Annotated in this window: 28 protein-coding genes; 17 read left to right on the top strand and 11 right to left on the bottom strand. The window is 62.2% G+C overall.

Going from position 1 to position 19,188, the window contains the following annotated elements:
• The first annotated feature begins 149 nt into the window (after positions 1 to 149).
• On the top strand, positions 150 to 1,685 hold the full coding sequence (locus CK224_RS23200; RefSeq protein ID WP_095783354.1) for an FAD-dependent oxidoreductase: 1,536 nt from the start codon (positions 150 to 152) through the stop codon (positions 1,683 to 1,685).
• 268 nt (positions 1,686 to 1,953) lie between these two features.
• On the top strand, positions 1,954 to 2,139 hold the full coding sequence (locus CK224_RS23195; RefSeq protein ID WP_066992988.1) for a hypothetical protein: 186 nt from the start codon (positions 1,954 to 1,956) through the stop codon (positions 2,137 to 2,139).
• A 54-nt stretch (positions 2,140 to 2,193) separates the two neighbouring features.
• On the opposite strand, the gene CK224_RS23190 is transcribed toward CK224_RS23195, so the two are convergent.
• Entirely contained in the window at positions 2,194 to 2,526 is a 333-nt protein-coding gene (locus CK224_RS23190) for a hypothetical protein (RefSeq protein ID WP_141245853.1), read from the bottom strand.
• 325 nt (positions 2,527 to 2,851) lie between these two features.
• Here CK224_RS23190 and CK224_RS23185 point away from each other — a divergent pair, with 325 nt between their 5' ends.
• From CK224_RS23185 to CK224_RS23170, 4 genes are all read left to right on the top strand, one after another.
• On the top strand, positions 2,852 to 3,082 hold the full coding sequence (locus tag CK224_RS23185) for a hypothetical protein (RefSeq protein ID WP_066992985.1): 231 nt from the start codon (positions 2,852 to 2,854) through the stop codon (positions 3,080 to 3,082).
• Between the two features lie 363 nt (positions 3,083 to 3,445).
• A complete protein-coding gene (locus CK224_RS23180; RefSeq protein WP_066992982.1) occupies positions 3,446 to 3,751 on the top strand; it encodes a hypothetical protein in 306 nt (101 codons plus the stop codon).
• A gap of 342 nt (positions 3,752 to 4,093) precedes the next feature.
• The gene (locus CK224_RS23175; RefSeq protein WP_095778944.1) at positions 4,094 to 4,393 is read left to right on the top strand and encodes a DUF982 domain-containing protein; all 300 of its coding nucleotides are present in this window, start codon (positions 4,094 to 4,096) and stop codon (positions 4,391 to 4,393) included.
• Between the two features lie 21 nt (positions 4,394 to 4,414).
• Positions 4,415 to 4,702, top strand: a complete 288-nt coding sequence (locus tag CK224_RS23170) for a DUF982 domain-containing protein (protein WP_095778945.1) — start codon at positions 4,415 to 4,417, stop codon at positions 4,700 to 4,702.
• 50 nt (positions 4,703 to 4,752) lie between these two features.
• Here the strand turns inward: CK224_RS23170 and CK224_RS23165 are convergent, their stop codons facing one another.
• A complete protein-coding gene (locus CK224_RS23165; protein WP_066992977.1) occupies positions 4,753 to 5,262 on the bottom strand; it encodes a DUF892 family protein in 510 nt (169 codons plus the stop codon).
• A 212-nt stretch (positions 5,263 to 5,474) separates the two neighbouring features.
• Between CK224_RS23165 and CK224_RS23160 the strand changes: the two genes are divergently transcribed.
• Positions 5,475 to 5,663, top strand: coding sequence for a DUF3606 domain-containing protein (locus CK224_RS23160; RefSeq protein ID WP_095778947.1), 189 nt, complete (start codon positions 5,475 to 5,477; stop codon positions 5,661 to 5,663).
• Positions 5,664 to 5,707: 44 nt separating this feature from the next.
• Complete coding sequence (locus CK224_RS32385) at positions 5,708 to 5,830, top strand: hypothetical protein (RefSeq protein ID WP_259979811.1); 123 nt, start codon at positions 5,708 to 5,710, stop codon at positions 5,828 to 5,830.
• A gap of 289 nt (positions 5,831 to 6,119) precedes the next feature.
• Here CK224_RS32385 and ligD read toward each other — a convergent pair whose 3' ends face one another.
• Positions 6,120 to 7,889 (bottom strand): DNA ligase D, encoded by a 1,770-nt coding sequence (gene ligD / locus CK224_RS23155; protein ID WP_095783353.1) that lies wholly within the window; start codon positions 7,887 to 7,889, stop codon positions 6,120 to 6,122.
• Positions 7,890 to 8,128: 239 nt separating this feature from the next.
• Here ligD and CK224_RS23150 point away from each other — a divergent pair, with 239 nt between their 5' ends.
• Positions 8,129 to 8,347 carry a hypothetical protein gene (locus CK224_RS23150; protein ID WP_095824617.1) on the top strand — a complete coding sequence of 73 codons (219 nt, stop codon included), beginning with the start codon at positions 8,129 to 8,131 and terminating at the stop codon, positions 8,345 to 8,347.
• Between the two features lie 247 nt (positions 8,348 to 8,594).
• Here CK224_RS23150 and CK224_RS23145 read toward each other — a convergent pair whose 3' ends face one another.
• Entirely contained in the window at positions 8,595 to 8,852 is a 258-nt protein-coding gene (locus CK224_RS23145; RefSeq protein ID WP_066992962.1) for a helix-turn-helix domain-containing protein, read from the bottom strand.
• Between the two features lie 189 nt (positions 8,853 to 9,041).
• The gene (locus tag CK224_RS23135; protein ID WP_066992956.1) at positions 9,042 to 9,236 is read right to left on the bottom strand and encodes a DUF3606 domain-containing protein; all 195 of its coding nucleotides are present in this window, start codon (positions 9,234 to 9,236) and stop codon (positions 9,042 to 9,044) included.
• 393 nt (positions 9,237 to 9,629) lie between these two features.
• Between CK224_RS23135 and CK224_RS23130 the strand changes: the two genes are divergently transcribed.
• From CK224_RS23130 to CK224_RS23110, 5 genes are all read left to right on the top strand, one after another.
• Positions 9,630 to 10,628 carry a L,D-transpeptidase gene (locus CK224_RS23130; protein WP_095778950.1) on the top strand — a complete coding sequence of 333 codons (999 nt, stop codon included), beginning with the start codon at positions 9,630 to 9,632 and terminating at the stop codon, positions 10,626 to 10,628.
• A gap of 148 nt (positions 10,629 to 10,776) precedes the next feature.
• Complete coding sequence (locus CK224_RS23125; RefSeq protein ID WP_095783352.1) at positions 10,777 to 13,215, top strand: FAD-dependent oxidoreductase; 2,439 nt, start codon at positions 10,777 to 10,779, stop codon at positions 13,213 to 13,215.
• Positions 13,215 to 14,324 carry a mandelate racemase/muconate lactonizing enzyme family protein gene (locus CK224_RS23120; RefSeq protein ID WP_095783351.1) on the top strand — a complete coding sequence of 370 codons (1,110 nt, stop codon included), beginning with the start codon at positions 13,215 to 13,217 and terminating at the stop codon, positions 14,322 to 14,324. Before CK224_RS23125 ends, CK224_RS23120 begins: the two co-directional genes overlap by 1 nt.
• 97 nt (positions 14,325 to 14,421) lie before the next feature.
• Positions 14,422 to 14,745, top strand: coding sequence for a DUF2934 domain-containing protein (locus tag CK224_RS23115; RefSeq protein ID WP_095783350.1), 324 nt, complete (start codon positions 14,422 to 14,424; stop codon positions 14,743 to 14,745).
• Between the two features lie 100 nt (positions 14,746 to 14,845).
• On the top strand, positions 14,846 to 15,130 hold the full coding sequence (locus CK224_RS23110) for a photosystem reaction center subunit H (protein ID WP_095778953.1): 285 nt from the start codon (positions 14,846 to 14,848) through the stop codon (positions 15,128 to 15,130).
• Positions 15,131 to 15,342: 212 nt separating this feature from the next.
• On the opposite strand, the gene CK224_RS23105 is transcribed toward CK224_RS23110, so the two are convergent.
• Both CK224_RS23105 and CK224_RS23100 read right to left on the bottom strand, forming a co-directional pair.
• Complete coding sequence (locus tag CK224_RS23105) at positions 15,343 to 15,615, bottom strand: PilZ domain-containing protein (RefSeq protein ID WP_095783349.1); 273 nt, start codon at positions 15,613 to 15,615, stop codon at positions 15,343 to 15,345.
• Between the two features lie 166 nt (positions 15,616 to 15,781).
• Positions 15,782 to 15,931, bottom strand: a complete 150-nt coding sequence (locus CK224_RS23100; RefSeq protein ID WP_095778956.1) for a hypothetical protein — start codon at positions 15,929 to 15,931, stop codon at positions 15,782 to 15,784.
• A 204-nt stretch (positions 15,932 to 16,135) separates the two neighbouring features.
• Here CK224_RS23100 and CK224_RS23095 point away from each other — a divergent pair, with 204 nt between their 5' ends.
• A complete protein-coding gene (locus CK224_RS23095; protein WP_066992937.1) occupies positions 16,136 to 16,318 on the top strand; it encodes a hypothetical protein in 183 nt (60 codons plus the stop codon).
• A 178-nt stretch (positions 16,319 to 16,496) separates the two neighbouring features.
• On the opposite strand, the gene arsC is transcribed toward CK224_RS23095, so the two are convergent.
• The 3 genes from arsC to CK224_RS23080 are packed head-to-tail and all read right to left on the bottom strand — an operon-like array spanning position 16,497 to position 17,949.
• Positions 16,497 to 16,907, bottom strand: coding sequence for an arsenate reductase (glutaredoxin) (arsC, locus tag CK224_RS23090; RefSeq protein WP_067321933.1), 411 nt, complete (start codon positions 16,905 to 16,907; stop codon positions 16,497 to 16,499).
• Positions 16,904 to 17,602: an MIP/aquaporin family protein gene (locus tag CK224_RS23085; RefSeq protein ID WP_095783348.1), complete on the bottom strand. Its 699-nt coding sequence runs from the start codon at positions 17,600 to 17,602 to the stop codon at positions 16,904 to 16,906. The genes arsC and CK224_RS23085 overlap by 4 nt, the downstream gene beginning before the upstream one ends.
• Positions 17,599 to 17,949 carry a metalloregulator ArsR/SmtB family transcription factor gene (locus CK224_RS23080; protein ID WP_067321941.1) on the bottom strand — a complete coding sequence of 117 codons (351 nt, stop codon included), beginning with the start codon at positions 17,947 to 17,949 and terminating at the stop codon, positions 17,599 to 17,601. The genes CK224_RS23085 and CK224_RS23080 overlap by 4 nt, the downstream gene beginning before the upstream one ends.
• Before the next feature lie 42 nt (positions 17,950 to 17,991).
• Between CK224_RS23080 and CK224_RS31470 the strand changes: the two genes are divergently transcribed.
• Positions 17,992 to 18,132, top strand: a complete 141-nt coding sequence (locus CK224_RS31470; RefSeq protein WP_176478000.1) for a hypothetical protein — start codon at positions 17,992 to 17,994, stop codon at positions 18,130 to 18,132.
• A 492-nt stretch (positions 18,133 to 18,624) separates the two neighbouring features.
• Positions 18,625 to 18,783, top strand: coding sequence for a hypothetical protein (locus CK224_RS31465; RefSeq protein ID WP_164747355.1), 159 nt, complete (start codon positions 18,625 to 18,627; stop codon positions 18,781 to 18,783).
• A gap of 16 nt (positions 18,784 to 18,799) precedes the next feature.
• On the opposite strand, the gene CK224_RS31460 is transcribed toward CK224_RS31465, so the two are convergent.
• Entirely contained in the window at positions 18,800 to 18,982 is a 183-nt protein-coding gene (locus tag CK224_RS31460; protein WP_176477999.1) for a hypothetical protein, read from the bottom strand.
• Between the last annotated feature and the right edge of the window lie 206 nt (positions 18,983 to 19,188).

Raw genomic sequence — 19,188 nt, 5'->3', positions numbered from 1 at the left:
AAGGATGGGCGTCGATGTCGCGACAGGCCTCGAACTTTGCTGATCGACTGGCGCAAAGCAAGCCAGGCGATCATTGATTTGCCCAAACCAGCGTCGGGAGTCAGTCTGGCTCGGTCGGACTCCAATCGAATAGCGCAGGGAGAAAGAAGATGGCTCAAGACCACTCTAAATCGAGCGGACCGGATCTGGCCCAAGGCATCGCGCTATCCGACCTTGCCGATGGCGCAAAGCTGGTCGGTCACTATGGCGGTGAACAGGTGCTGTTGGTGCGCCGCGGGACAGAGGTCTTCGCAATCGGGGCGGCGTGCACGCATTATGGCGGGCCGCTGGTCGACGGTCTTGTCGTGGAGGATACCGTTCGATGTCCGTGGCACCACGCCTGCTTCGATTTGCGCACCGGCGAAGCCGTGCGTGCGCCTGCGTTCAGTCCACTCGCCTGCTGGTCGGTGGAACAGCGCGGCGATCGCATATTCGTGGGCGAGAAGCGCAAGCGAGTGGCTCAAAAGCCCGGCAGCGGAGGAGCTGGCCAGTTTGCCGGAAGAATCGTGATCGTCGGAGGCGGCGCGGCTGGTTTCGCGGCCGCCGAAAGACTGCGTCGTGAAGGCCATCAGGGCAGCATCGTCATGCTCAGCGACGACGAGGCGCCGCCCGTCGATCGCCCCAACCTTTCCAAGGATTACCTCGCCGGCAAGGCGCCGTCGGATTGGGTTCCGCTGCGCGGGGAAAGCTTCTATGCCAAGAACGGCATTGATCTGCGCCTCAAGACCAGCGTCGCCGACATCGATGTCGGGTCCGGCGAGGTCGTGCACGCAGACGGGAACCGAACCGCCTACGACCGTTTGCTGCTTGCTACGGGAGCCGAACCGGTCCGCCTCACGATCCCGGGCGCCGATCAGCCACAGGTCCATACGCTGCGCTCGCTCTCCGACTGCAGCACGATTATCGAGGAAGCCGAGACGGCCCGCAGCGCCATCGTGCTGGGCGCCAGTTTCATCGGCCTCGAGGTTGCCGCGTCCCTGCGTGCGCGGAACATCGAAGTTCATGTCGTCGCGCCCGACGAACGGCCGATGGGGCGGGTCCTCGGGCCGCAGATGGGCGACTTCATCCGCAGCCTCCACGAGCAAAATGGCGTCGTCTTTCATCTCAAGGACACCGCGACCGCCATCGACGGCACGAACGTGCAACTGAGCAGCGGCCTTACGCTGACCGCGGATCTCATCGTCGCTGGCATCGGCGTGCGGCCGCGGCTCGGGCTTGCCGAAAAGGCTGGGCTCAGGCTCGACCGCGGCATCATGGTGGATGCCTTTCTGGAGACGAGCGCGCCGGGCGTTTTCGCGGCAGGCGACATTGCGCGATGGCCCGATCCCCACTCCGGCGAAAACATCAGGGTCGAGCACTGGGTGGTCGCAGAAAGGCAGGGGCAGACTGCTGCTCTGAACATGCTCGGACAGCGCGAGAAATACACTGCCGTGCCGTTCTTCTGGAGCCAGCATTATGACGTCCCGATCAACTACGTTGGACATGCGGAGCGATGGGACGAGATCGCGGTGGAAGGCGACATCGCCGCCAAAGATTGCCTCCTGCGTTTCAAGCGCAAGGGACGCACACTGGCGGTCGCCTCGATTTTTCGCGACATCGAAAGCCTGAAGGCCGAATTGGAGATGGAACGCCAGAGCGCTACCTGATGAAGCATGCAGAGGCCGCTTAGAGCAGCGCACGCACGGAGGCGGCCGGCGTCGGTCTGCAATGCGCTCAAATCCGACATCCGACCGGAACGGCCGACCGCTGCAAATGTGATGCAGTTGAAGACCAAAGGCCGTTTTGCCGTTTCAGACGGCCTGGCGAAGGCTGATTTGCCGCCATGCGATCGGCGGTACCAATCGCCTACGAAAAGCAACAACGCGATGAAACCTTTCAGGGCTTCTTTCCGTTCGGTCGGAGGAGGATCCAACAATGACCGAACCCGGCGAAAGCAGTTCCCATAACCGGATCGACGACAAGCAGCTCGTCATTTTGCTGAAACAGAAAACAGGCATTTCGGACGCGCAAGCCAGGAGGCTGATAAAAGCGGTTGGACGCGATCGTCCTGCGCTGTTGCGGGAAGCCAGAATCATCAGGGCGAGGCACTCGGGCGTCTAGTTCACGCCGCCGCTTGAGCCGGTCGATGGACCTTTCCGAAAAACGGCCATCCCCTCAGCGTGCGACCAGCCGAGAAACCTTGAACCGCGGCGCGAAGAAGCAGCGCAAATAGGGCTGATTGGTTATCACGTAGTTGTTTTCGCAGATATGATATTGGCCGTCCGGCGATTCCTGAACCCGATCTCGCGGGATGTTGAATCCGTCGGGCAAATAGGTATAGCCGCCGTCGGCTCTGGACCGCACCGAAGACTGAGGGATGGCGCGGCAATCTTGACTGCCGCAGCACTTGAATTTCGTTACCGGGTCAATCTTGTCTTCGTACCAATCATGCGCATTGGCGCCTGTTGCGGCGGCAATGCACATGGCTGTAAAGATGACCCTTCGCATGGCATTCCTCGTGTGCGGAGGCGCTGCTCATTCGGGCGTCATGTATATTAGCGTTGCGCCGAAAATGCCATTGCATCGCGAAGGCACGGCACGGCAGCCCTCTGCCTCGCCCGCTCACACCAGCCATCGTTGTGGATGGTCTCGCCGGTCATGAACGCGTTCTGCATAAGATACAGACGGGCGGGCGCGCGATGTCGGAGGGCGTGGCGAAGCGCTTTTAGTCGTTGGTTGCTGCGTCTCGCTGCCCCAGAATCGCTGTGCCTCCTGGCGGCATGCACAAGAATCGGCGGCTTGCGCAGACCTGCCGATTGCGAGATGGTGGGCGATGATCGCCGGTAGGTATCTGGATCACAAATTGGAATGCCCGTATTGCGGTGTGATCCGGTTGCAGATCCCCATCGATGCTCAACCCACTACCCAAATCCATTGTGCCGAATGCGGCAAATATCTGGGTACGTGGGACGAACTCCAGACCGACTTTGAGCGCCAGGGCGGCACCGAGGGGGTGTTCCGTCTGGACAAAGGGCGTATCCAGAAGCTCGCTTCCAGCCAATGACGGACCGCCGGTGGCAGCCAAGCCCGGAATTGGCGGGAACTAATTTCTGACTTGAACGTTGCGCCGCCATAGGGGACTCCCCATGGCGCTCACATCTGACAGTCAGTCACAGGAATCTGTTGTTCAACGGCTTGTCCGGGAGATCGGCATTACCGAAGCGCAGGCTTTGGAACTTGTTTCTTTCCTAGGCTTGAATTGGGGTTCGCTCGTTCGCGAGGCGAAGGCACTGTCGCGTAGGAAGTAGCCTGTTGACGAGCCAGATCCGGTTTTCTTGCACGTGTGCCAAGGCACGCGCTGGAAAGTGCCCAAAGATCACATTAGCGATCGCTTGACGAATCCGCCGACCGCACCAGTCTTGCGTCTATGGCAAGAGGCATCAAGGTCGGAGACGAGGTCGCCATCACCGCAACGGTTCGCCGGCGGGTGACGGAGGACCGCGTCAGCGTGTCGATTCCCTCCTATGAGCAGCCGCATTCGATCATCGACCGCACGTCGACTGTGAAGAGAGGCCAGCCGATCGAGCTCGTCGGAGATGTAACGCGCGTCAATGGGGACCGGGTGACCGTGAAGCTCGGCGTACCGGTTACAGTGGACATCGACAAGGTCAGGCTGGTGACGACCAGCAAGCCTCCCGCGCGAAAGCCACCGGTGGTTCAGCGGCCGGCGTAAGGAAGACTGTGCCTGCCGGCAGTTCCGGACGGAAACCCGAGTCACGCTTTCTAGAATTGCTCCGGCAAAAACCCGCCCGGGGAGGAGCGCGGGCGGGTTTTCGCAAGAGCGGCCACATGACCCGCTCACGGATGGCGGCCCTCATTTCGGAGCAAAGGTTCGCCCCGCCGCTGCGTACCGAACAGCAAGACCCGCGGAAGGTTCCCACCGAGCCGAACGCTCCCGCACGCGCCCTCATCTTGACGGCCAAAAACCGCAAACCCATATCGCAGCCAGGCCAGGATCGCTGCCGGTTCCGGCCTGTCTCAGAACTCAAATTGTTCGTTCGACTTGGAGGATCTTATGAACGATCGGATGTTTGACAGCCCCGTTTTCGTGAAGAACGGGAACAGCCTCATCCAGGAAATCGCCTGCCTCGATGACGCCCTGGAATTTCTCTACGAATGGCCCAAGAACAAACGCGGCACCATCTACGAGACCGCCCTGCGTGCCTGTCAGCGAGCATTCGACAGCGACTATCCGCTAACGGCCGCCAGAGACGCGTTCTGCGGCTTCGCAAAGTCGGTCAAGATCCACGAGGACGTGACTGTCACTTTGCCTTGGATGACCGGCAAGGGCCCAGGCAGCGGCGTGGCTGCGTAGCCGCAAAAGGAGGCAGTCGCGATGCTTGCAAAACCGTTCGAAAAGCCGATCCGCGTCTGGGTCGGACTGGGATTTCCGCGTCAGCTGAACACTGTCGTAGATGCCTATCAGTTCGTCGTCGACTGGTGTGGCAACAGCCCTGAGCAGAAGGCGGCGGTGCGTGCCTGCAAGGCCGCCTTGGCCGGCGAAATCGACGCAGAAACGGCGAGAGGCGTCTTCGTTGCCTTTGCCCGCCGGAAGGACATCCTCATCGAGGATGGAGCAGTTCCGCTCCCAACTGGAAAGGCAGCCCAGCCGAAGCATGCTTGATGTGACCGAGGCGGCGGCCACGCCGCCTCGGTTCACCTGTAGGGCGCGAACTAGCGCTTGGCGCTGTCGCTGTCGGCATCGGCCCGGGCGAGGAATGTCTCGGTGACCTGCGGAAGATTGTCCTTCAGCCACTCGGCCATCGCTTCTTCTTCGCGCAGGTTCTGCTCACAGACCCGAGCAATCTCGGCTTCACCCACGGCTTCAGCGGCAGCCATGAGGATCGTATAGGAAGCGATCTCCATATGCTCGAAGGTGTAGCTGGCCAGAGAGCCTTTCATCACCTCGTCGCCGGCGAACACGCCGCTGATCGACTGCGCCATTGCGGTCAGTTTTCCGCCTGCGTCCTTCAGTGTTGACGAACCTTCTTCCAGGCCATCCAGGCAAGACTTCAATCGTCTCGCCTGCTCCTTGGTCTCGGCGAGGTGAGCGCGGATGCGTTCGCTGAGGTCCGGATAGCTCTCGAGCCGACCCAGCTGGCCGGACAGCATCGTCTCGGCTTGCTCTTCCATTGCGTGAGCATCCCTCAGCCACTGGATCAGCCATTCGCGGGATTCAGACATAGTTTGTTCCTCCTGGTTGGGTGCGCCCGAACCACAAGGACTGCGGATTGTTCCGTGGCGAGAGTGACGGGAGTGGGCATGACGAGCAGCAGGCCCGCGGCTCCTCGAAAAGCGTCGCTGACAGGACGGAAGCCGCGTCCGCATACCAACCTCCCAGAGGCTGGAACATTCCCAAAGGGAGGCGGTTTTGTTCCTATCCAGGAGGAACAACGATGGCAGACGACACGACCAAGCGCGATTTCCGCGACCGCGGCCGCGTGTCAGGCGATGAGGAATATGAGGTCGCCCACTTCGCGAGGAAATTCCAGCTGACAATCCCCGAGGCTCGCGACCTCATCAAAAAGCACGGAAACGATCGTGCGACGCTGGAGCGCGAAGCAAGGGCGGTGGCGAGCCGCTGACGGGCGTTCACACTTGTGCGGAGATACTGCGAAGGAGACTTGACATGGCTAACAACCTATCCCGCGAGGAGGAGCAGCGTGGCACCAGCAGGGTCTTCATGTGGGGCACCGTCGCCGCGGCCGCAATCTTTGTGGCTCTTCTGGCGCTATTTTGGTTCGGCTCGTGATTGCCGTCGGCCCACAAGGCCAAAGACCTTGCGGCGTACCACAGCCCTGCTCGACCGGTCAGGGCTGCGTCCTTAATTTGAGATTTCGAAATGAGGCAACCGACGGCATGGGCGGGGGGCGATGGGGAGCCGTCGGTTACCAGGAACAGGGGCCATCGAATCAAAATATGCATAGGCCCTTATATGATCATGCCAGCAATTTGCGTTCTTGGAAACTGGTTCCGCCCGAAAATTCAATCGCCTATGACTAAGAACGCAGATTCGGGATGATCTTCACGGGCCTCGCCCGCTACGCCGCATTTCGCTGAGCCGCCCTGAACGGATGGTCCATGGTAAACGCATCCGGCCGGATACGCCGCTCTACCTGCACCCAAGTAACGGGATGCGCGATGGGGAAGCCAGGGCGGGCCCGCGGCGAAAAAGCGCCGGCGGCCGTGTTGCATCGCCCGTTGCGAAGATAGTCGATAAAGATGCGGCCCTTGCGGGCCGCCGGCGCGGCCGACAGCAAGTAGCGGTCGGGTTCTGCGTCGGCGAGGACCTGGGCAATCGACCTGGCGAGCTGCCGCGCTCGGTCGTGGGTCATTTTCGCCGCCAGCGGCGCCAACAAGTGAATGCCCTTGCCGCCCGTGACCTTCGGCCAGCTTTCCAGACCTGACGCTGCCATGATGTCGCGCAGCGCCAGCGCGGTCTCAGTCACTTGCGCCCATTCCACGCCCTCACCAGGGTCGAGATCCAGCACGATCCGGTCGGCATGCTCTATGTCATCCACCGTGGCATTCCACGGGTGGAGCTCGACCGCATCCATTTCGACCAGCCCGAGCAAGCCGTCGAGGTCGTCGACCCAGACCCGAGTGCCCTCCCCACCTTCTCGCTTCTCGACGCGCAGCTGGTGCACCGCTGCCGGGATCTCGGGCAGCGTCCCCTTGTGGTAGAAAGTTGCCCCGAAGGCATGACGGACGAGCTTCAGTGGGCGACGGCCGAGGTGCACCAGCGCCTGATCGGCGACCAGACTCCAATAGCGAACGAGTTGATCCTTGGAAGGCGAGACCGCATCGGGCAGCAGCTGCAAGATATTCTCACGCGGCACGCCGTGATCTCGGTCCGCTCTTCGTTTCGACGCCGCCGGCGGCTTTGGCGGGACCGCCACCAGGTCCTCGCGGAGCCCCTTGAACACGGCCTCGCGCAAAATCCCGCGATCGGTAACGCCGCTGAACTGCACCTCGGCCAGGACTTCGGGTCTCACCCAGGTCGCCTTTGGCTTCACAATGGGCTCCGACAAAGGCGATCTGCCGATGATCAGCGGATCGAGCCGTTCGCGAACGCGTCGCGCCACTTCAAGCGTATAACCGCTCTGAGCCTTGCCTGCATAAAGCAGCCGATCGCCCTCGCGCCTGCCGATGTAGAGCGATGCGATCCGGCGCGGCTCAGCGCCAAGCTTCTCGACGAACGCGACGATCGGAAAGGTGTCGCTCTTGATGCATTTGACCTTGACCCAGCTCGTCTGCACGCCGGAACGGTAGGGCGCGTCCGCGCGCTTCGACACGATCCCCTCCAGGCCCATCCGGCAGGCATGATCGAACATCTCCCTGCCGCTCACCTCCAGATGCTCGGCATAGGTCAGCGTCGGCGCGCTGTGCTTCAGCAGCGTTTCGAGCGCTGCCTTGCGTTCGACCAGCGGCTGCTGTCGCAGATCGCGGCCGTCAAGGTGCAGCAGGTCGAAGGCATAGAAGATCAATCTCGGAGAGTTTGGGTTGCCCAACTCGCGCTCCAGCGCCTGGTAGTCAGGCAGGCCGGTGTCGCCGATCACGACAGCCTCGCCATCGATGATCGCAGATTTCACCGGCAAGCCTGCCGCCGCCTGGACAATCCTCCTGTAGCGATGCGACCAGTCATAGCCGCGGCGCGTGAAGGCTCGCGCTGTTCCGCCTTCCACGATGAGCTGGGTTCGGTAACCGTCGTACTTGATCTCGTGCAGCCATTCGCCGCCTTCGGGAGCTTTCTCGACCAAGGTGGGCGATTGGAACTCGATGAAGGAAAGCCGGTCTTTGCCGCTGGTCATGCACGCGCGACTCCAGGAACCGCGACTCAAGCCGGAGCAGTCCCATCAGTTCCTTCCATTTTAGTAAAATCGTATGTTTGTCCGACTTGGCCAAGCGTGGCCTCGCAAAGGCAACGCGTTGCCCTCCGACCCGCAGAGTGCTCCGATTATCTGAGTAGATGTTTTATTAGTTGAGTGCGGAACAATCCTTAGCCGGCGACGTTTGGCTGCGGGGTGGATCTTCTTCAGGTGGGCCGTCAATGAACAAGTCAATCGTAATGGATTCGGTCGAGATCGACACGCTGGAAGACAGGTATTACGTGCGCGTTATCGAGGATGGCGTTGTCACCATCAAGGGTTTCGGTTCCGAAGCGGACGCGAAAGCTTTTGCCAAGCACGAACACACCCGACTGGGACTTGACGCTGTCAAGCAGCCGGGCACCGGCCAAAAGCTGCGATACGGGTTTCCGGAAAGTTGATGCCGCCTCGAAGATCGAGGAATCTCTGACTTCCCCTTCGGGAACGCGGCAACGCGCGGCCGCGGTCCTGCCCTACAAATAAGTCAGCCATAGGCGTCGTTCATTTGCCTGGTCGAGGTTGAACCAGCTTGAAGTCGAAGCTCTCCAGCAAACGTCCACGAGTGCTCACAGGCCTCACGGAGGACGCGACCTCCGGTTTGCGTGGACAGTTAGCTCGCTGCCAGCAGCGCTCGGCAGCGGGACTAGCTTAGCGGCGCTGTTTATGGCGATAGCCATTCATTTCGGGCCTGAGGCCCGAAAGCGAGGGCCCCTTCGCCGTGAACACGACGCCCGCCGCCTCAAAAGCGCGACGGATGCGGGTTCGTTTCTCGACCCGCAGAATTCTGATCCCGTTCTCGAAGTCGCGAATGGTCCCTTCGCCTAGGCTGGCCTTGGCGCCGAGGCGCACCTGCGACCAATGCAGGAGTTCTCGTGCGGCTCGCGACTCCTCTGGCGTCAAATCCATCAAGGGGTCTCCCCTAGGGCTTTTCAGCTGTCAATTTCCAGCTTCGTGTGTCCCGGCTGCTCATGCCAGATCACCTGCCGGAGGTCGCCCCAGTCCACTGCCTGCCCACAGGCGGGACATATCCGGAACTGGTCCTCTTCGTTGGCGGCTGCTCTGACCCGCAACCGGGCAAAGATCGGCGGTCCCAAATCAGAAAGCTTTGTCACCCAGCTTTCTTGCCTCACGTTGCAAAATCTTACGGTCGTTGCCGTGCTCGCTGATCAGCTCCCGAACCTGTTCAGGCGTGATGCGATGCTGCTTGGCAAAGTAGCGAACCTCATAATCGTCGTCCGCCGACACACGGTCGCGGTCCCGGAAATCGCGCTTCGTTTTGACGTCTGCCATGGTTGCTCCTCCTGGCAAAACGAACACCGGGAAGGCAGGAATGTTCCAAACCGCTAATATGTGCGTGAAGCGCTAGCGTTTTGCCGGAATCGGGTCGGCCACGGCATTGCCTGGGACTGAGGCCTCAAATGAAAGTAACCGGCGGCATGGGCGGGGGGCGTTGGGGAGCCGCCGGTCACCAGGCAAGGGCCCATCGAATCAGAAAATGCATAGGCCCTTATATGATCATGCCAGCATTTTTCGCTCTTGGGAACTGGTTTCGGCATAAAATTCAAGATCGTACGCCCAAAGGTGCACGTTCTAATGATTTGCACGCCGGCGCTGCGACAGGAACCAGATCGGCACGCCCGCGTCATAAAGACAGGTTTTTGTCGTAACCCGGGAGTGAAGTCGATGGTCCGGCTCTTCGTTGTCGCTGCCGTGGCGTTCGCGCTCGCATGCAGCGGAGCTCAGGCGGCCAGGCTTGATCTCGACGCGGTCAATCAGGCGCAATTCAGCGAGGACGAGCCGAAGGACGTCAGTCCGATGCTTCTCAAGGCGCAGATCCTTCTCGATCGCGCCCGCTTCTCGCCGGGCCTGATCGACGGTCGCCTCTCCGACAATTTTGCCAAAGCCGTGGCGGCGTTCCAGGCGGCCAACGGACTGGCTTCCGACGGCAAGCTCACACGCGAGACCTGGGACAAGCTGACGGCGAGCTCCGCCGAGCCGGTTCTGGTGACATATGAGGTCACGGTCAAGGACGTGCGCGGCCCCTTTACCAGGCGCATCCCCACCCGCCTGGAGCGGATGGCTCGTCTGAAGCGCCTCGGCTATCGCAATGCGCGGGAGAGGCTGGCCGAGCGTTTCCATATCAGCGAACAATTGCTGAAGACGCTAAACCCGCGCGTCGGGTTCCGGAAGGCAGATGTGAGCCTCGTGGTGCCCGATCTCGGACGGGGCGACGCCCCGGCGGAGATCGAGACCATCGAGGTCGACAAGGCATCCCGCCAGGTCCGCGCGCTCGATCCATCAGGCAAGCCGGTTGCGGTCTATCCGGCCTCGATCGGCAGCGAGGAAAAGCCGGCGCCGAGCGGCGCCGCGGAGGTCAAACGCGTGGTGCGCAATCCGACCTATCACTACAATCCGAAATTCGCCTTCAAGGGGGTCAAGAGCAAGCGGCCCTTCACCATCGCCAAGGGACCTAACAATCCGGTGGGATCGGTCTGGATCGACCTCTCGATCGAAAGCTATGGCATCCACGGCACGCCGGATCCCGGCAAGATCGGCACGACCTACTCGCATGGCTGCATCCGGCTGACCAACTGGGATGCCGAAGACCTCGCCGCCATGGTCAAGCCGGGCACGAAAGTCGAGTTCAAGGACGAGACGGCGCAGGACGGGCAGGCGCAGTAAAAACGCCGGGAGGAGCGAGCCGCCAAGGCGGGATCGCTGCATAAGCCCAATTTATCGTTACCCCTAGTTTTTCAGAACGTTACACGGCCTTCCGTCGCCTGTAGCTTCGGCGGCGCGCTTTTGAAAACGATCTGGAATTGGTGGTTCGATGCAAGCACATGCGAGAGTGGTGATCGTCGGCGGAGGATGCGTCGGCGCCGGCATCCTTTACGGCCTGGCCAAGCGCGGCTGGACCGACGTTGCGCTGCTCGAGCGGACCCAGCTTACGGCCGGCTCCACCTGGCATGCGGCGGGCCTGATCCCGTCCTATACCCGCAACATCAATGTCGGCCGCATGATCAAGAAGACCATCGAGATCTATGAAGGGCTGGAGGCCGAAACCGGCCAGCCGGTCGGCTGGCACAAATGCGGCCAGCTGCGCATTGCCAACAGCCGCGACCGGCTAGACGAATTCAAGAGCTATATGAGCGTGGCCGACGTCCAGGGCATGCGCGCTGAGTTGCTGACGCCGGCCGAGGCGAGGCAGCTGGCGCCGCTGCTCGACAACGACCACATGCTCGGCGCGCTTTATCATCCCGACGACGGCCACATCGCGCCGGCCGATGTGACGCACGCCATGGCCAAAGGCGCGCGGGATCTGGGTGCCAAGGTGTACTTGAACACCGAGGTCACCGGCTTCAGGCGCACGCCCGGCGGCGAGTGGCTCGTCCAGACCAACCGGGGCGACATCACCTGCGAGCACGTGATCTCCGCGACCGGCAATTATGCGCGCCAGACCGGCGCGCTGCTCGGCCTCGATATCCCGGCGATCCCGATCCTGCACCAGTACTGGATCACCGAAGCGGTGCCGGAAATCGTCGAGCGGAAAAGGCAGGGCCGCCCCGAAATGCCGATCCTGCGCGACGAAGGGTTCGAGGGCTATCTGCGCGAAGAAGGCGACGGGCTGATGTTCGGGCCTTACGAGCGCACGGCGAACCTGAAACTGTTCGCCGAGGACGGCGTCCCTTCCTGGTTCGGCGCCGACCTCGTCGAAGAAGATTTCGAGGCGGTGTCGTGGAACTGGGAGCAGGCTCTGCGGCTTGTGCCGGCGCTGGGGCGCGTCGGTATCAAGGCCAATGTGCGCGGACCGTTCCAGATGACCGCGGACGAGCTTCCCTTGATGGGGCCGGCCTGGGGGCTGCCCAATGTCTGGCTGGCCGAAGGCGTGCCAGGCGGCATCCTGTGGGGCGGCACGATCGGCTATTACCTGTCGGAACGGATCGTCGAAGGCGGCAACAGCCTCGACACCTCGGATCTCGATCCGCGCCGCTTCGGCGACTACGCCAACAAGGCCTGGACGCGCGAAAAGGTCCGCGAGGCCTGGGGCACACATGCGGAGCAGAAGTATCCGGGACAGGACATGCCCGCCGCCCGGCCGCAGAAGACCGCGCCTTCCTATGACAGGCTGACCGAGCTCGGCGCCGTCTGGGGCGTGCTCAATGGCTGGGAGATGCCCAACTGGTTCGCGCGCGACGGCGTCGAAGCCAAGGACCAGTATAGCTGGCGATGGACGCCAAAGGGGAACCTCGTCGCCGAGGAAGTCCAGGCGGTGCGCACTGCCGTCGGCCTGGTCGAGATGACGCCCATGACCAAGTTCGAGGTGTCCGGACCGAACGCGGCCGCCTGGCTGGACAGGATCATTGCCAATCGCTTGCCGGCTGTCGGAAAGGTGACGCTTGCGCATCACCTCACTGCGGGCGGCGGCGTGCAGGCGGAGTACATGGTGGCGCGGCTCGGAGAAGACCTGTTCTACCTGATCTCGACGCCGCGCGCCGAGCGCTGGAATTTCGACGATCTCTCAAGGCTGCTGCCCGCCGACGGCAGCGTATCACTGAAGAACGTCACCAACGATCGCGGCTGCTTCACCGTCGTCGGGCCCAAGGCACGCGAAGTGCTGCAGCCGCTGACCGAGGTCGATCTTTCGAACCAAAAGTTCCCGTGGTTCAGCGTGACGACCGGCAGCGTCGCCCTGGCCAGCGACGTTCGGCTCCTGCGCGTCAACTATGAGGGCGAGCTCGGCTGGGAACTCTATCATCCGCTGCCCTATCAGCGGCAGCTGCTGGATGCCATCCTAAAGGAGGGCGAGAAGCACGGCATGCGGCTTGTCGGGCTGCATGCGCTGGAGTCGCTCAGGCTCGAAAAATCCTATCGCGCCATGTATCGCGACATGAACCCTGAGCTCAACGCGCTGGAGAGCGGGCTCGAGCGCTTCATCCGCCTCGACAAGGGCGATTTCGTCGGCCGCGAGGCGATGCTGAAATACAAGGCGAGGAACGACCAGCGCCGGTCGGTGACGCTCAAGATCGAAACCGACGGCGCGAGCACGCTTGCCTCGGAGGGCCTTTATATCGACGGCGAACTTGTCGGGCGCATTACGTCGGGCGGCTACGGCTACGCGCTCGGCCATGACGTGGCGCTGGCCCTTCTGCCGCAGCGTCTGAGCAAGCCTGGCACCAAACTCGAGGTCGCCATTTTGGGGGAATGGAAGATCGCCGAGGTGATCGCGGACTCGCCTTACGATCCGACCTCGGCCAGGGCGCGTATGTGATGCGCGTCGATCGGATCAACGTCTATTCGGCGCAGTTGCCCGTCAAAGGCGGCATCTACCGCATGGCCAGCGACGACGTGGAGTCGCTGGACTCCACCCTTGTCGAGATCGTGACCGATGACGGCTTGACCGGCTGGGGCGAGACCTGCCCGATCGGACCGGTCTATCAGCCGCACCATGCACTGGGCGCCCGCGCGGCGATCGCCGAAATCGCCCCGGGTCTGATCGGTGCGGAGATCGCTTCTATCAGACTGCTTGCGAAACAGATGAACGAGCGCCTGAACGGACATGGCTATGCCAAGGCCGCGTTCGACATGGCCTTTCTCGACCTGCTCGGCCAAAAGCTCGGCGTGCCGGTCTCGACGCTGCTGGGCGGCGCGCTGACCGATCGCGTGCCGGCCTATTATTCGCTGATCGTAGGTCCGCCGGACGAAACGGCGAGGATCGCCGCCGACAAGGTGAAGGCCGGCTATCCCCGCCTCCAAGTGAAGATCGGTGGGCGCAACCTCGAAGAAGACGTGGCCGTCGTGCACAAGGTCTGGGAAGCTGTCGGCTACAAGGCGCGCATCGCGGTCGACGGCAACCGGGGCCTGACAATCGCGTCGGCAATGCATCTCGACCGGCTTTGCCAGGCGATCCCCTTCGTCTTCGAACAGCCCTGCAACACCATGGATGAAGTCGCTACGCTGAAGGGCCGGGTGACGCATCCGGTCTACCTCGACGAGAGTACCGAGGACCAGAACGCGGTGCTTCGAGCGATCTCCATGGGCATCGCCGACGGCTTCGGCTTCAAGGTGACGCGCCTCGGCGGCCTCACGAAGATGACAACCGTGCGCGACCTTTGCGCAATTCGCTCGCTGCCGCACAGCTGCGACGACGCCTGGGGCGGCGACATCATCGCGGCGGCGTGTGTCCATCTTGCTGCCACGGTCGAGCCGCGCCGGATGGAGGGGGCCTGGATCGCCCAAGAATATATCGACGGGCATTTCGACCGGAAGAACCCGGTCGTGATCGAAAAGGGCCACATAGCCGTGCCGCAGCGGCCGGGCCTGGGCGTGAAACCCGAGGCCGGGATATTCGGCAGTCCGCTGGCGACTTACGGAGCCTGACAACCGGCCAGGCTTTGGCCCAGCCGATCACTTCTTGGGTCTCGCGGATCGTTCCGCCTCATCCCGCGTTGAGTGGCACGCAAAGGGAGGAACGGCAATGGATGATGATCGGACCGAGAAGATCAGGCAGCGTGCCTATGAGCTCTGGCAGCGCGAGGGCAGTTTGCATGGCGACCATGAGCGGCACTGGCGCCAGGCCGAGATGGAGATCGATCGCGAGGCGGCGCTGCCGCTCACGGCAGGCGATGCGCTGCCTGCAACGCGCGAGATCGACAGCGCGGATGTGCTGACGGTCGAGGCGCTTGCGATACGCACCGGCATATCGGCCCAAGAAGCGCAGGAGTTGCTCGACAGGCTGGGCAGCGACCGCGCCGCGATCGAGCAGGCGGCGCGGAGCATCCGGGCACGGAAAGGGCTGTAGGTCAGGAACCACGACGCGTGCGACGGTTGCCGGCATTCGACGTCGGCGGAACCCTCGTTGCCATCGACAGTTCCTCCTGTCTAACCACAGGAGACCTGTCATGGATCACACCAACCACGTAAGGCTGACAAACGCCGAACTGACTCCCAGCATTCTCGAAGGCGCAACCATCTACGGCCCGGACGACGAAAAGATCGGTTCGGTCGACCACATGCATGGCAGCCAGGTCGTCATCGATGTCGGCGGCTTCCTCGGCATCGGTGCAAAGCCGGTCGCCGTCAGCGCCAACCAATTGGATTTCATGCGCGACGAGGACGGCGACGTCCACGCCGTGACCAGATGGACGAAGGACCAGCTGAAGTCGATGCCCGAGCATCACGACTGAGCACGGGAGGGTCCGACGAGAGCCGGGCCTCCATTCAGCAGGTCGCGCTCGGCGGCCTGCACGTGGCCCCCGCGCTCAACGAGACGACGGCGGTGGAGAAGCCGGCGACGCCGCTCCGCCGCGGCTCCCCCTCAAAAACTGGTAGATTGCCGTGAGCCGCACTGTCTGGTTGGATATTTCGAGCTTGTTGCCGGGGCTAACGAAGGAGGCCATCAGCCCTTCATTGAATTGCTGTAGACCTGCACGCCGACGCGCTCGTTGCGGCGCCAGCGCACCACGGCCCGATAGACGGCGTCGTCATCGGGAACAATGAGCGTGAAACGGTCGGGCAATTCCACCTGCGGCCCGACGCGCAGTTCGGCGCCATGCTCGTGCTGGTTACGGACGGAGCACTTGATGCTGGCGTCGCCGGTGACGATCGTGGCCTCCTTCAGCACGAATTCTCGTGAATGAAGACGGCGCTCTAAGTGGGGAAAGGTGGCCATGATGCACTGGTCCCGAAACTTGCCCGGCGGGCTCAAACTCCCTCGCCCGACGCACCACCCTAGCGCAGACGTGTTTCCGTTCCGTTAGCGTTTTCTAATCACTGCCCACTCGCCGATCCCGTTTCCGCACAGGCGGCGCCGGACCGAACGAGGTTGCCGCAAGACGCTAATGCCGCTTGAAATACTGCACCTCGCGCTCGTGCTTTTCGGCAGCCTCGCGCGACTTGAAGGTGCCGAGATTCCGGCGTTTGCCGGTCCTCGGATCCACCTTGCGCGAATAGAGCCGGTAGTCGCCGGACTTCAGCTTGCGGATCATGGGACACCTCCTCTGCTCGTAAGTCTAATCCACTCGACCTGTCCAGGGTTCCAGCAGCGAACGTGATCCATTTCACGGAAGCGCCGCGCCGAATGTCGGAATCGACGCGGTAGCGACACGATTGGGTCGGATTATTTGTACTCAAACGACTTCCGCGGCGTTAGTCTTTGCGTCCGCGAGCATGCCGGACTGGAGGAGGGTGAGATGGCGACGGCCAAGCTTCACGGCGTTGAACTCGTCAAGGGCCAGAGGTGGACGGTGCGCGTCACCGCCTACGGCACAACGATGACCTTCCCTTTCGAAGCCGAGCAATATGCGCGCTCCTATGCCGATGGTCAGGCCTTCCGCCTTGGCGTCGAGGTGGTCGAGTTGAAGGACTGCGCCTGATCGGCTGCCGGCGTAGCGATCGCCGCCATGGGTTCGCCGCGCGACAAATCTATCGCCAAGCTCCGATAGCGGCGGACCTTATGCAGAAACTGGCAAGAAGTCGGTGTCGTGCCGCATCACTTTGTCGACCCGTTCGCAAACCACGAGCCTCGATCTACTTCATGAAGCATCTGGCGCTCTAGGTTTGCGGCAACCAGGCGACCTTCTCGCCATCCTCCTTGATGAATTCGCGCACGGGGTTGTCGAGCAGCGGCAGCACCGCCTCCGACGGCCGGCAGAGCCTCGTGCCTTTGGGCGTCTCCACGATCGGCCGGTTGATGAGGATGGGATGGGCGAGCATGAAACCGATCAGCTCGTCGTCGCTCCATTTCGGATCGGCGAGGCCAAGCTCCGCGTAGGGCGTGCCTTTCTCCCGCAACAGGTCGCGCGGGGTGATGCCCATCGCCGCGATCAATTCGAGTAGCCGTTCGCGGCTCGGCGGCGCCTTCAGGTATTCGATCACCATCGGCTCCTCACCGCTGGCGCGGATCATGGAAAGCGTGTTGCGCGAGGTGCCGCAAGCGGGGTTGTGGTAGATGGTGACCGTCATGGCTCGGCTTTCAGTGGCTCGGATTGCTCGATGGATTCGGGCCGCAGCAGCCATCCCATCAGCGCCAGCGCGATCAAGGCGCCGAGCAGTTCGGCGACGATGAAACCCGGGAGATCGGCCGGCCTGATGCCGGAAAAGCTGTCGGTGAGCGCACGCGCCACGGCGACGGCCGGATTGGCGAACGACGTAGAGGCGGTGAACCAGTATGCGGCGGTGATGAAGAGGCCTACCAGCCATGGCACAGCCCGTCGCTCAAAGCGCAGGCCGGCGAGAATTACAGCGACCAGGCCGAATGTCGCGACAATCTCTGAAAACCATTGCGCCGGTCCGGCGCGCAGCTTGGTCGCGATTTCCAAGGGCGGCAGGGCGAACATGAGGTGCGCGGCGATCGTGCCGGCGATGCCGCCGGCGAACTGCGCGGCGAGATAGGCAGGCAGATCGCGCGCCGGCAGCGACCGGTTCAAACAGAAGACGAGCGAGACGGCCGGATTGAAATGCGCCCCGGAGATCGGTCCGAGGATGGTGATCAACACCACCAGCATGGCGCCGGTCGCGAGCGTGTTGGCGAGCAGCGCCAGCGCGGTGTCATGCGTCAGCGTCTCCGCCATGATGCCGGAACCGACCACCGTTGCCACCAGCAGGCCGGCGCCCAGGGCTTCAGCAACGGCACGTCGCGGCAGATCGTAAGAGATCATTGCCGGGGTCCCTCGCCCGGCCGGCAGCACGGGGCGGCGAGCGCCGGCGCGCAGATTTCCGGCCGGCCCGAGCAGCAATCCTCCATCAGGAAGCGGATCAGAGCGGAAAGCGCATCGTATTCCGCGCTGTAGACGATCGAGCGTGCGTCGCGGCGCGTGCCGACCAGGCCGGCGCGCTCCAGTTCCTTGAGATGGAAGCTGACATTGGACGGAGAGACCTCGACCTGTTCGGCAAGCGAACCGGCGGCGATGCCGTCCGGCCCGGCAACCACCAGCAACCGAAGCAGTTTCAGCCGCGTTTCCTGCGACAGCGCACCAAAGGCCATCAGGGCTTGACGCTCATCCAAGTTTCAACAATCCTTGAAATATTGAAACGAGGAATAGCCGTCATGCTCACTCCTGACAACCAAAAAATCGTCGCTGCTCCTCCATTGGATCCGTCTGACCTGAGTATCGGCGATCTGCTCCACGCGCTGGCTGATTGCCGAGACAAGCCGCTGGTGTTTCGTTATGACGCGGCCGGACGGTGAAATTCCACCCCAACTAGGATAGTGGGTCGGTTTGAATCACGGGTTAGCCCAAACTCCCCCGTCGATCACGCTCTATTGAACAAATGTGAATGATCGCCAGCTTCCTTCAAACCCTTGATTGTGATGATTATCCGGCCGCTGGGAGCACGCCCAACAATGTCGCTCTTGGCAAGGAAAAGGGCTCGCGCCCATTCGCCGCGAGCCCTTCTCTTTTTACGTCACGCGCTTTTTGTAAGGGCCGCGCACCGTTGGCTTCTTGGCTTCGACAAGCTCAACGATGTCCGCGATCTCCCAAAGCTTGTCGGTGATGCCCGTCTCCGCCTATTTCCGGACGGGGCCTAGGCGAAAGCGCCTATTCTGATCGGGGTGGACTTTCAAACTGATCCACTACCCAAATTAGCGATCTCTTGTATTTCTTGAAAATGAGGATCATGCTTGGCTCAATGCGTGGCAACCTGATGCGCAGCGGGGTTGATAATAGGGTGAGGCGCCATGGAATTCGCAGTCTGCTATGACCACAGCGTGATCGATCTGGCTTGGTCGATCTTCCTCGGCATCACGACGGTTTTCATGTTCTTGGCGCCATTGGCCGTTGCGCGGCTGATTGCGATCTCGCGCGGGGCACCTGTCGGACGGCTTCAGCCGGCCTGACAGCCAAGGGCCTCTCCTAGCCGATGATTTTTAGCCCAGGCACTTCACCGAACAGCGCCGAGCAGTCGATCTCGTCCCGAAAAAGCGCGTCGGGATCGAGCACCAGCCACGATGTATGCGTACGAAGATCCCTCAGTCTGGCGTTCTTTTCGGCGCGCGCCCGGCGCTCCGCCTCGGCAATCGAGGCCAAGCCTGGCATCTCGGCCTTGTGAAGGTGAGAACTCCTCGACATAGCGAGACAAAACGCGGTCGCCCTATTTTGCGTTCCAGCCCATCCGCCTGAAAACAAGTGCGGTGATCATCCCCACGAGCACGACCGAAAAGCCGGATGGCCAAGGCCGGCCCAAGCCGCCGCACGTTTCATTCGCGCCGCCAATCGCTACAAGCGGCCCGGCTCGAATCAGC

It is taken from the genome of Mesorhizobium sp. WSM3862 (assembly GCF_002294985.1).
In the GTDB taxonomy this organism is placed as follows: Bacteria; Pseudomonadota; Alphaproteobacteria; order Rhizobiales; family Rhizobiaceae; genus Mesorhizobium.
The sequence above is the reverse complement of the archived record's forward strand: the minus strand, read 5'-3'. Positions and strand labels throughout refer to the sequence as shown.

Coding starts and splice junctions, on each gene's coding strand:
- CK224_RS31465 (WP_164747355.1), top strand. CDS start 18,625: ATGGAATTCGCAGTCTGCTATGACCACAGCGTGATCGATCTGGCTTGG.
- CK224_RS23135 (WP_066992956.1), bottom strand. CDS start 9,236: ATGGCAGACGTCAAAACGAAGCGCGATTTCCGGGACCGCGACCGTGTG.
- CK224_RS23170 (WP_095778945.1), top strand. CDS start 4,415: ATGCTTGCAAAACCGTTCGAAAAGCCGATCCGCGTCTGGGTCGGACTG.
- arsC (WP_067321933.1), bottom strand. CDS start 16,907: ATGACGGTCACCATCTACCACAACCCCGCTTGCGGCACCTCGCGCAAC.
- CK224_RS23145 (WP_066992962.1), bottom strand. CDS start 8,852: ATGGATTTGACGCCAGAGGAGTCGCGAGCCGCACGAGAACTCCTGCAT.
- CK224_RS23130 (WP_095778950.1), top strand. CDS start 9,630: ATGGTCCGGCTCTTCGTTGTCGCTGCCGTGGCGTTCGCGCTCGCATGC.
- CK224_RS23180 (WP_066992982.1), top strand. CDS start 3,446: ATGGCAAGAGGCATCAAGGTCGGAGACGAGGTCGCCATCACCGCAACG.
- ligD (WP_095783353.1), bottom strand. CDS start 7,889: ATGACCAGCGGCAAAGACCGGCTTTCCTTCATCGAGTTCCAATCGCCC.
- CK224_RS23165 (WP_066992977.1), bottom strand. CDS start 5,262: ATGTCTGAATCCCGCGAATGGCTGATCCAGTGGCTGAGGGATGCTCAC.
- CK224_RS23110 (WP_095778953.1), top strand. CDS start 14,846: ATGGATCACACCAACCACGTAAGGCTGACAAACGCCGAACTGACTCCC.
- CK224_RS31470 (WP_176478000.1), top strand. CDS start 17,992: ATGCTCACTCCTGACAACCAAAAAATCGTCGCTGCTCCTCCATTGGAT.
- CK224_RS23150 (WP_095824617.1), top strand. CDS start 8,129: ATGAACAAGTCAATCGTAATGGATTCGGTCGAGATCGACACGCTGGAA.
- CK224_RS23125 (WP_095783352.1), top strand. CDS start 10,777: ATGCAAGCACATGCGAGAGTGGTGATCGTCGGCGGAGGATGCGTCGGC.
- CK224_RS23185 (WP_066992985.1), top strand. CDS start 2,852: ATGATCGCCGGTAGGTATCTGGATCACAAATTGGAATGCCCGTATTGC.
- CK224_RS32385 (WP_259979811.1), top strand. CDS start 5,708: ATGGCTAACAACCTATCCCGCGAGGAGGAGCAGCGTGGCACCAGCAGG.
- CK224_RS31460 (WP_176477999.1), bottom strand. CDS start 18,982: ATGCCAGGCTTGGCCTCGATTGCCGAGGCGGAGCGCCGGGCGCGCGCC.
- CK224_RS23200 (WP_095783354.1), top strand. CDS start 150: ATGGCTCAAGACCACTCTAAATCGAGCGGACCGGATCTGGCCCAAGGC.
- CK224_RS23115 (WP_095783350.1), top strand. CDS start 14,422: ATGGATGATGATCGGACCGAGAAGATCAGGCAGCGTGCCTATGAGCTC.
- CK224_RS23100 (WP_095778956.1), bottom strand. CDS start 15,931: ATGATCCGCAAGCTGAAGTCCGGCGACTACCGGCTCTATTCGCGCAAG.
- CK224_RS23085 (WP_095783348.1), bottom strand. CDS start 17,602: ATGATCTCTTACGATCTGCCGCGACGTGCCGTTGCTGAAGCCCTGGGC.
- CK224_RS23195 (WP_066992988.1), top strand. CDS start 1,954: ATGACCGAACCCGGCGAAAGCAGTTCCCATAACCGGATCGACGACAAG.
- CK224_RS23120 (WP_095783351.1), top strand. CDS start 13,215: ATGCGCGTCGATCGGATCAACGTCTATTCGGCGCAGTTGCCCGTCAAA.
- CK224_RS23190 (WP_141245853.1), bottom strand. CDS start 2,526: ATGCGAAGGGTCATCTTTACAGCCATGTGCATTGCCGCCGCAACAGGC.
- CK224_RS23095 (WP_066992937.1), top strand. CDS start 16,136: ATGGCGACGGCCAAGCTTCACGGCGTTGAACTCGTCAAGGGCCAGAGG.
- CK224_RS23175 (WP_095778944.1), top strand. CDS start 4,094: ATGAACGATCGGATGTTTGACAGCCCCGTTTTCGTGAAGAACGGGAAC.
- CK224_RS23160 (WP_095778947.1), top strand. CDS start 5,475: ATGGCAGACGACACGACCAAGCGCGATTTCCGCGACCGCGGCCGCGTG.
- CK224_RS23105 (WP_095783349.1), bottom strand. CDS start 15,615: ATGGCCACCTTTCCCCACTTAGAGCGCCGTCTTCATTCACGAGAATTC.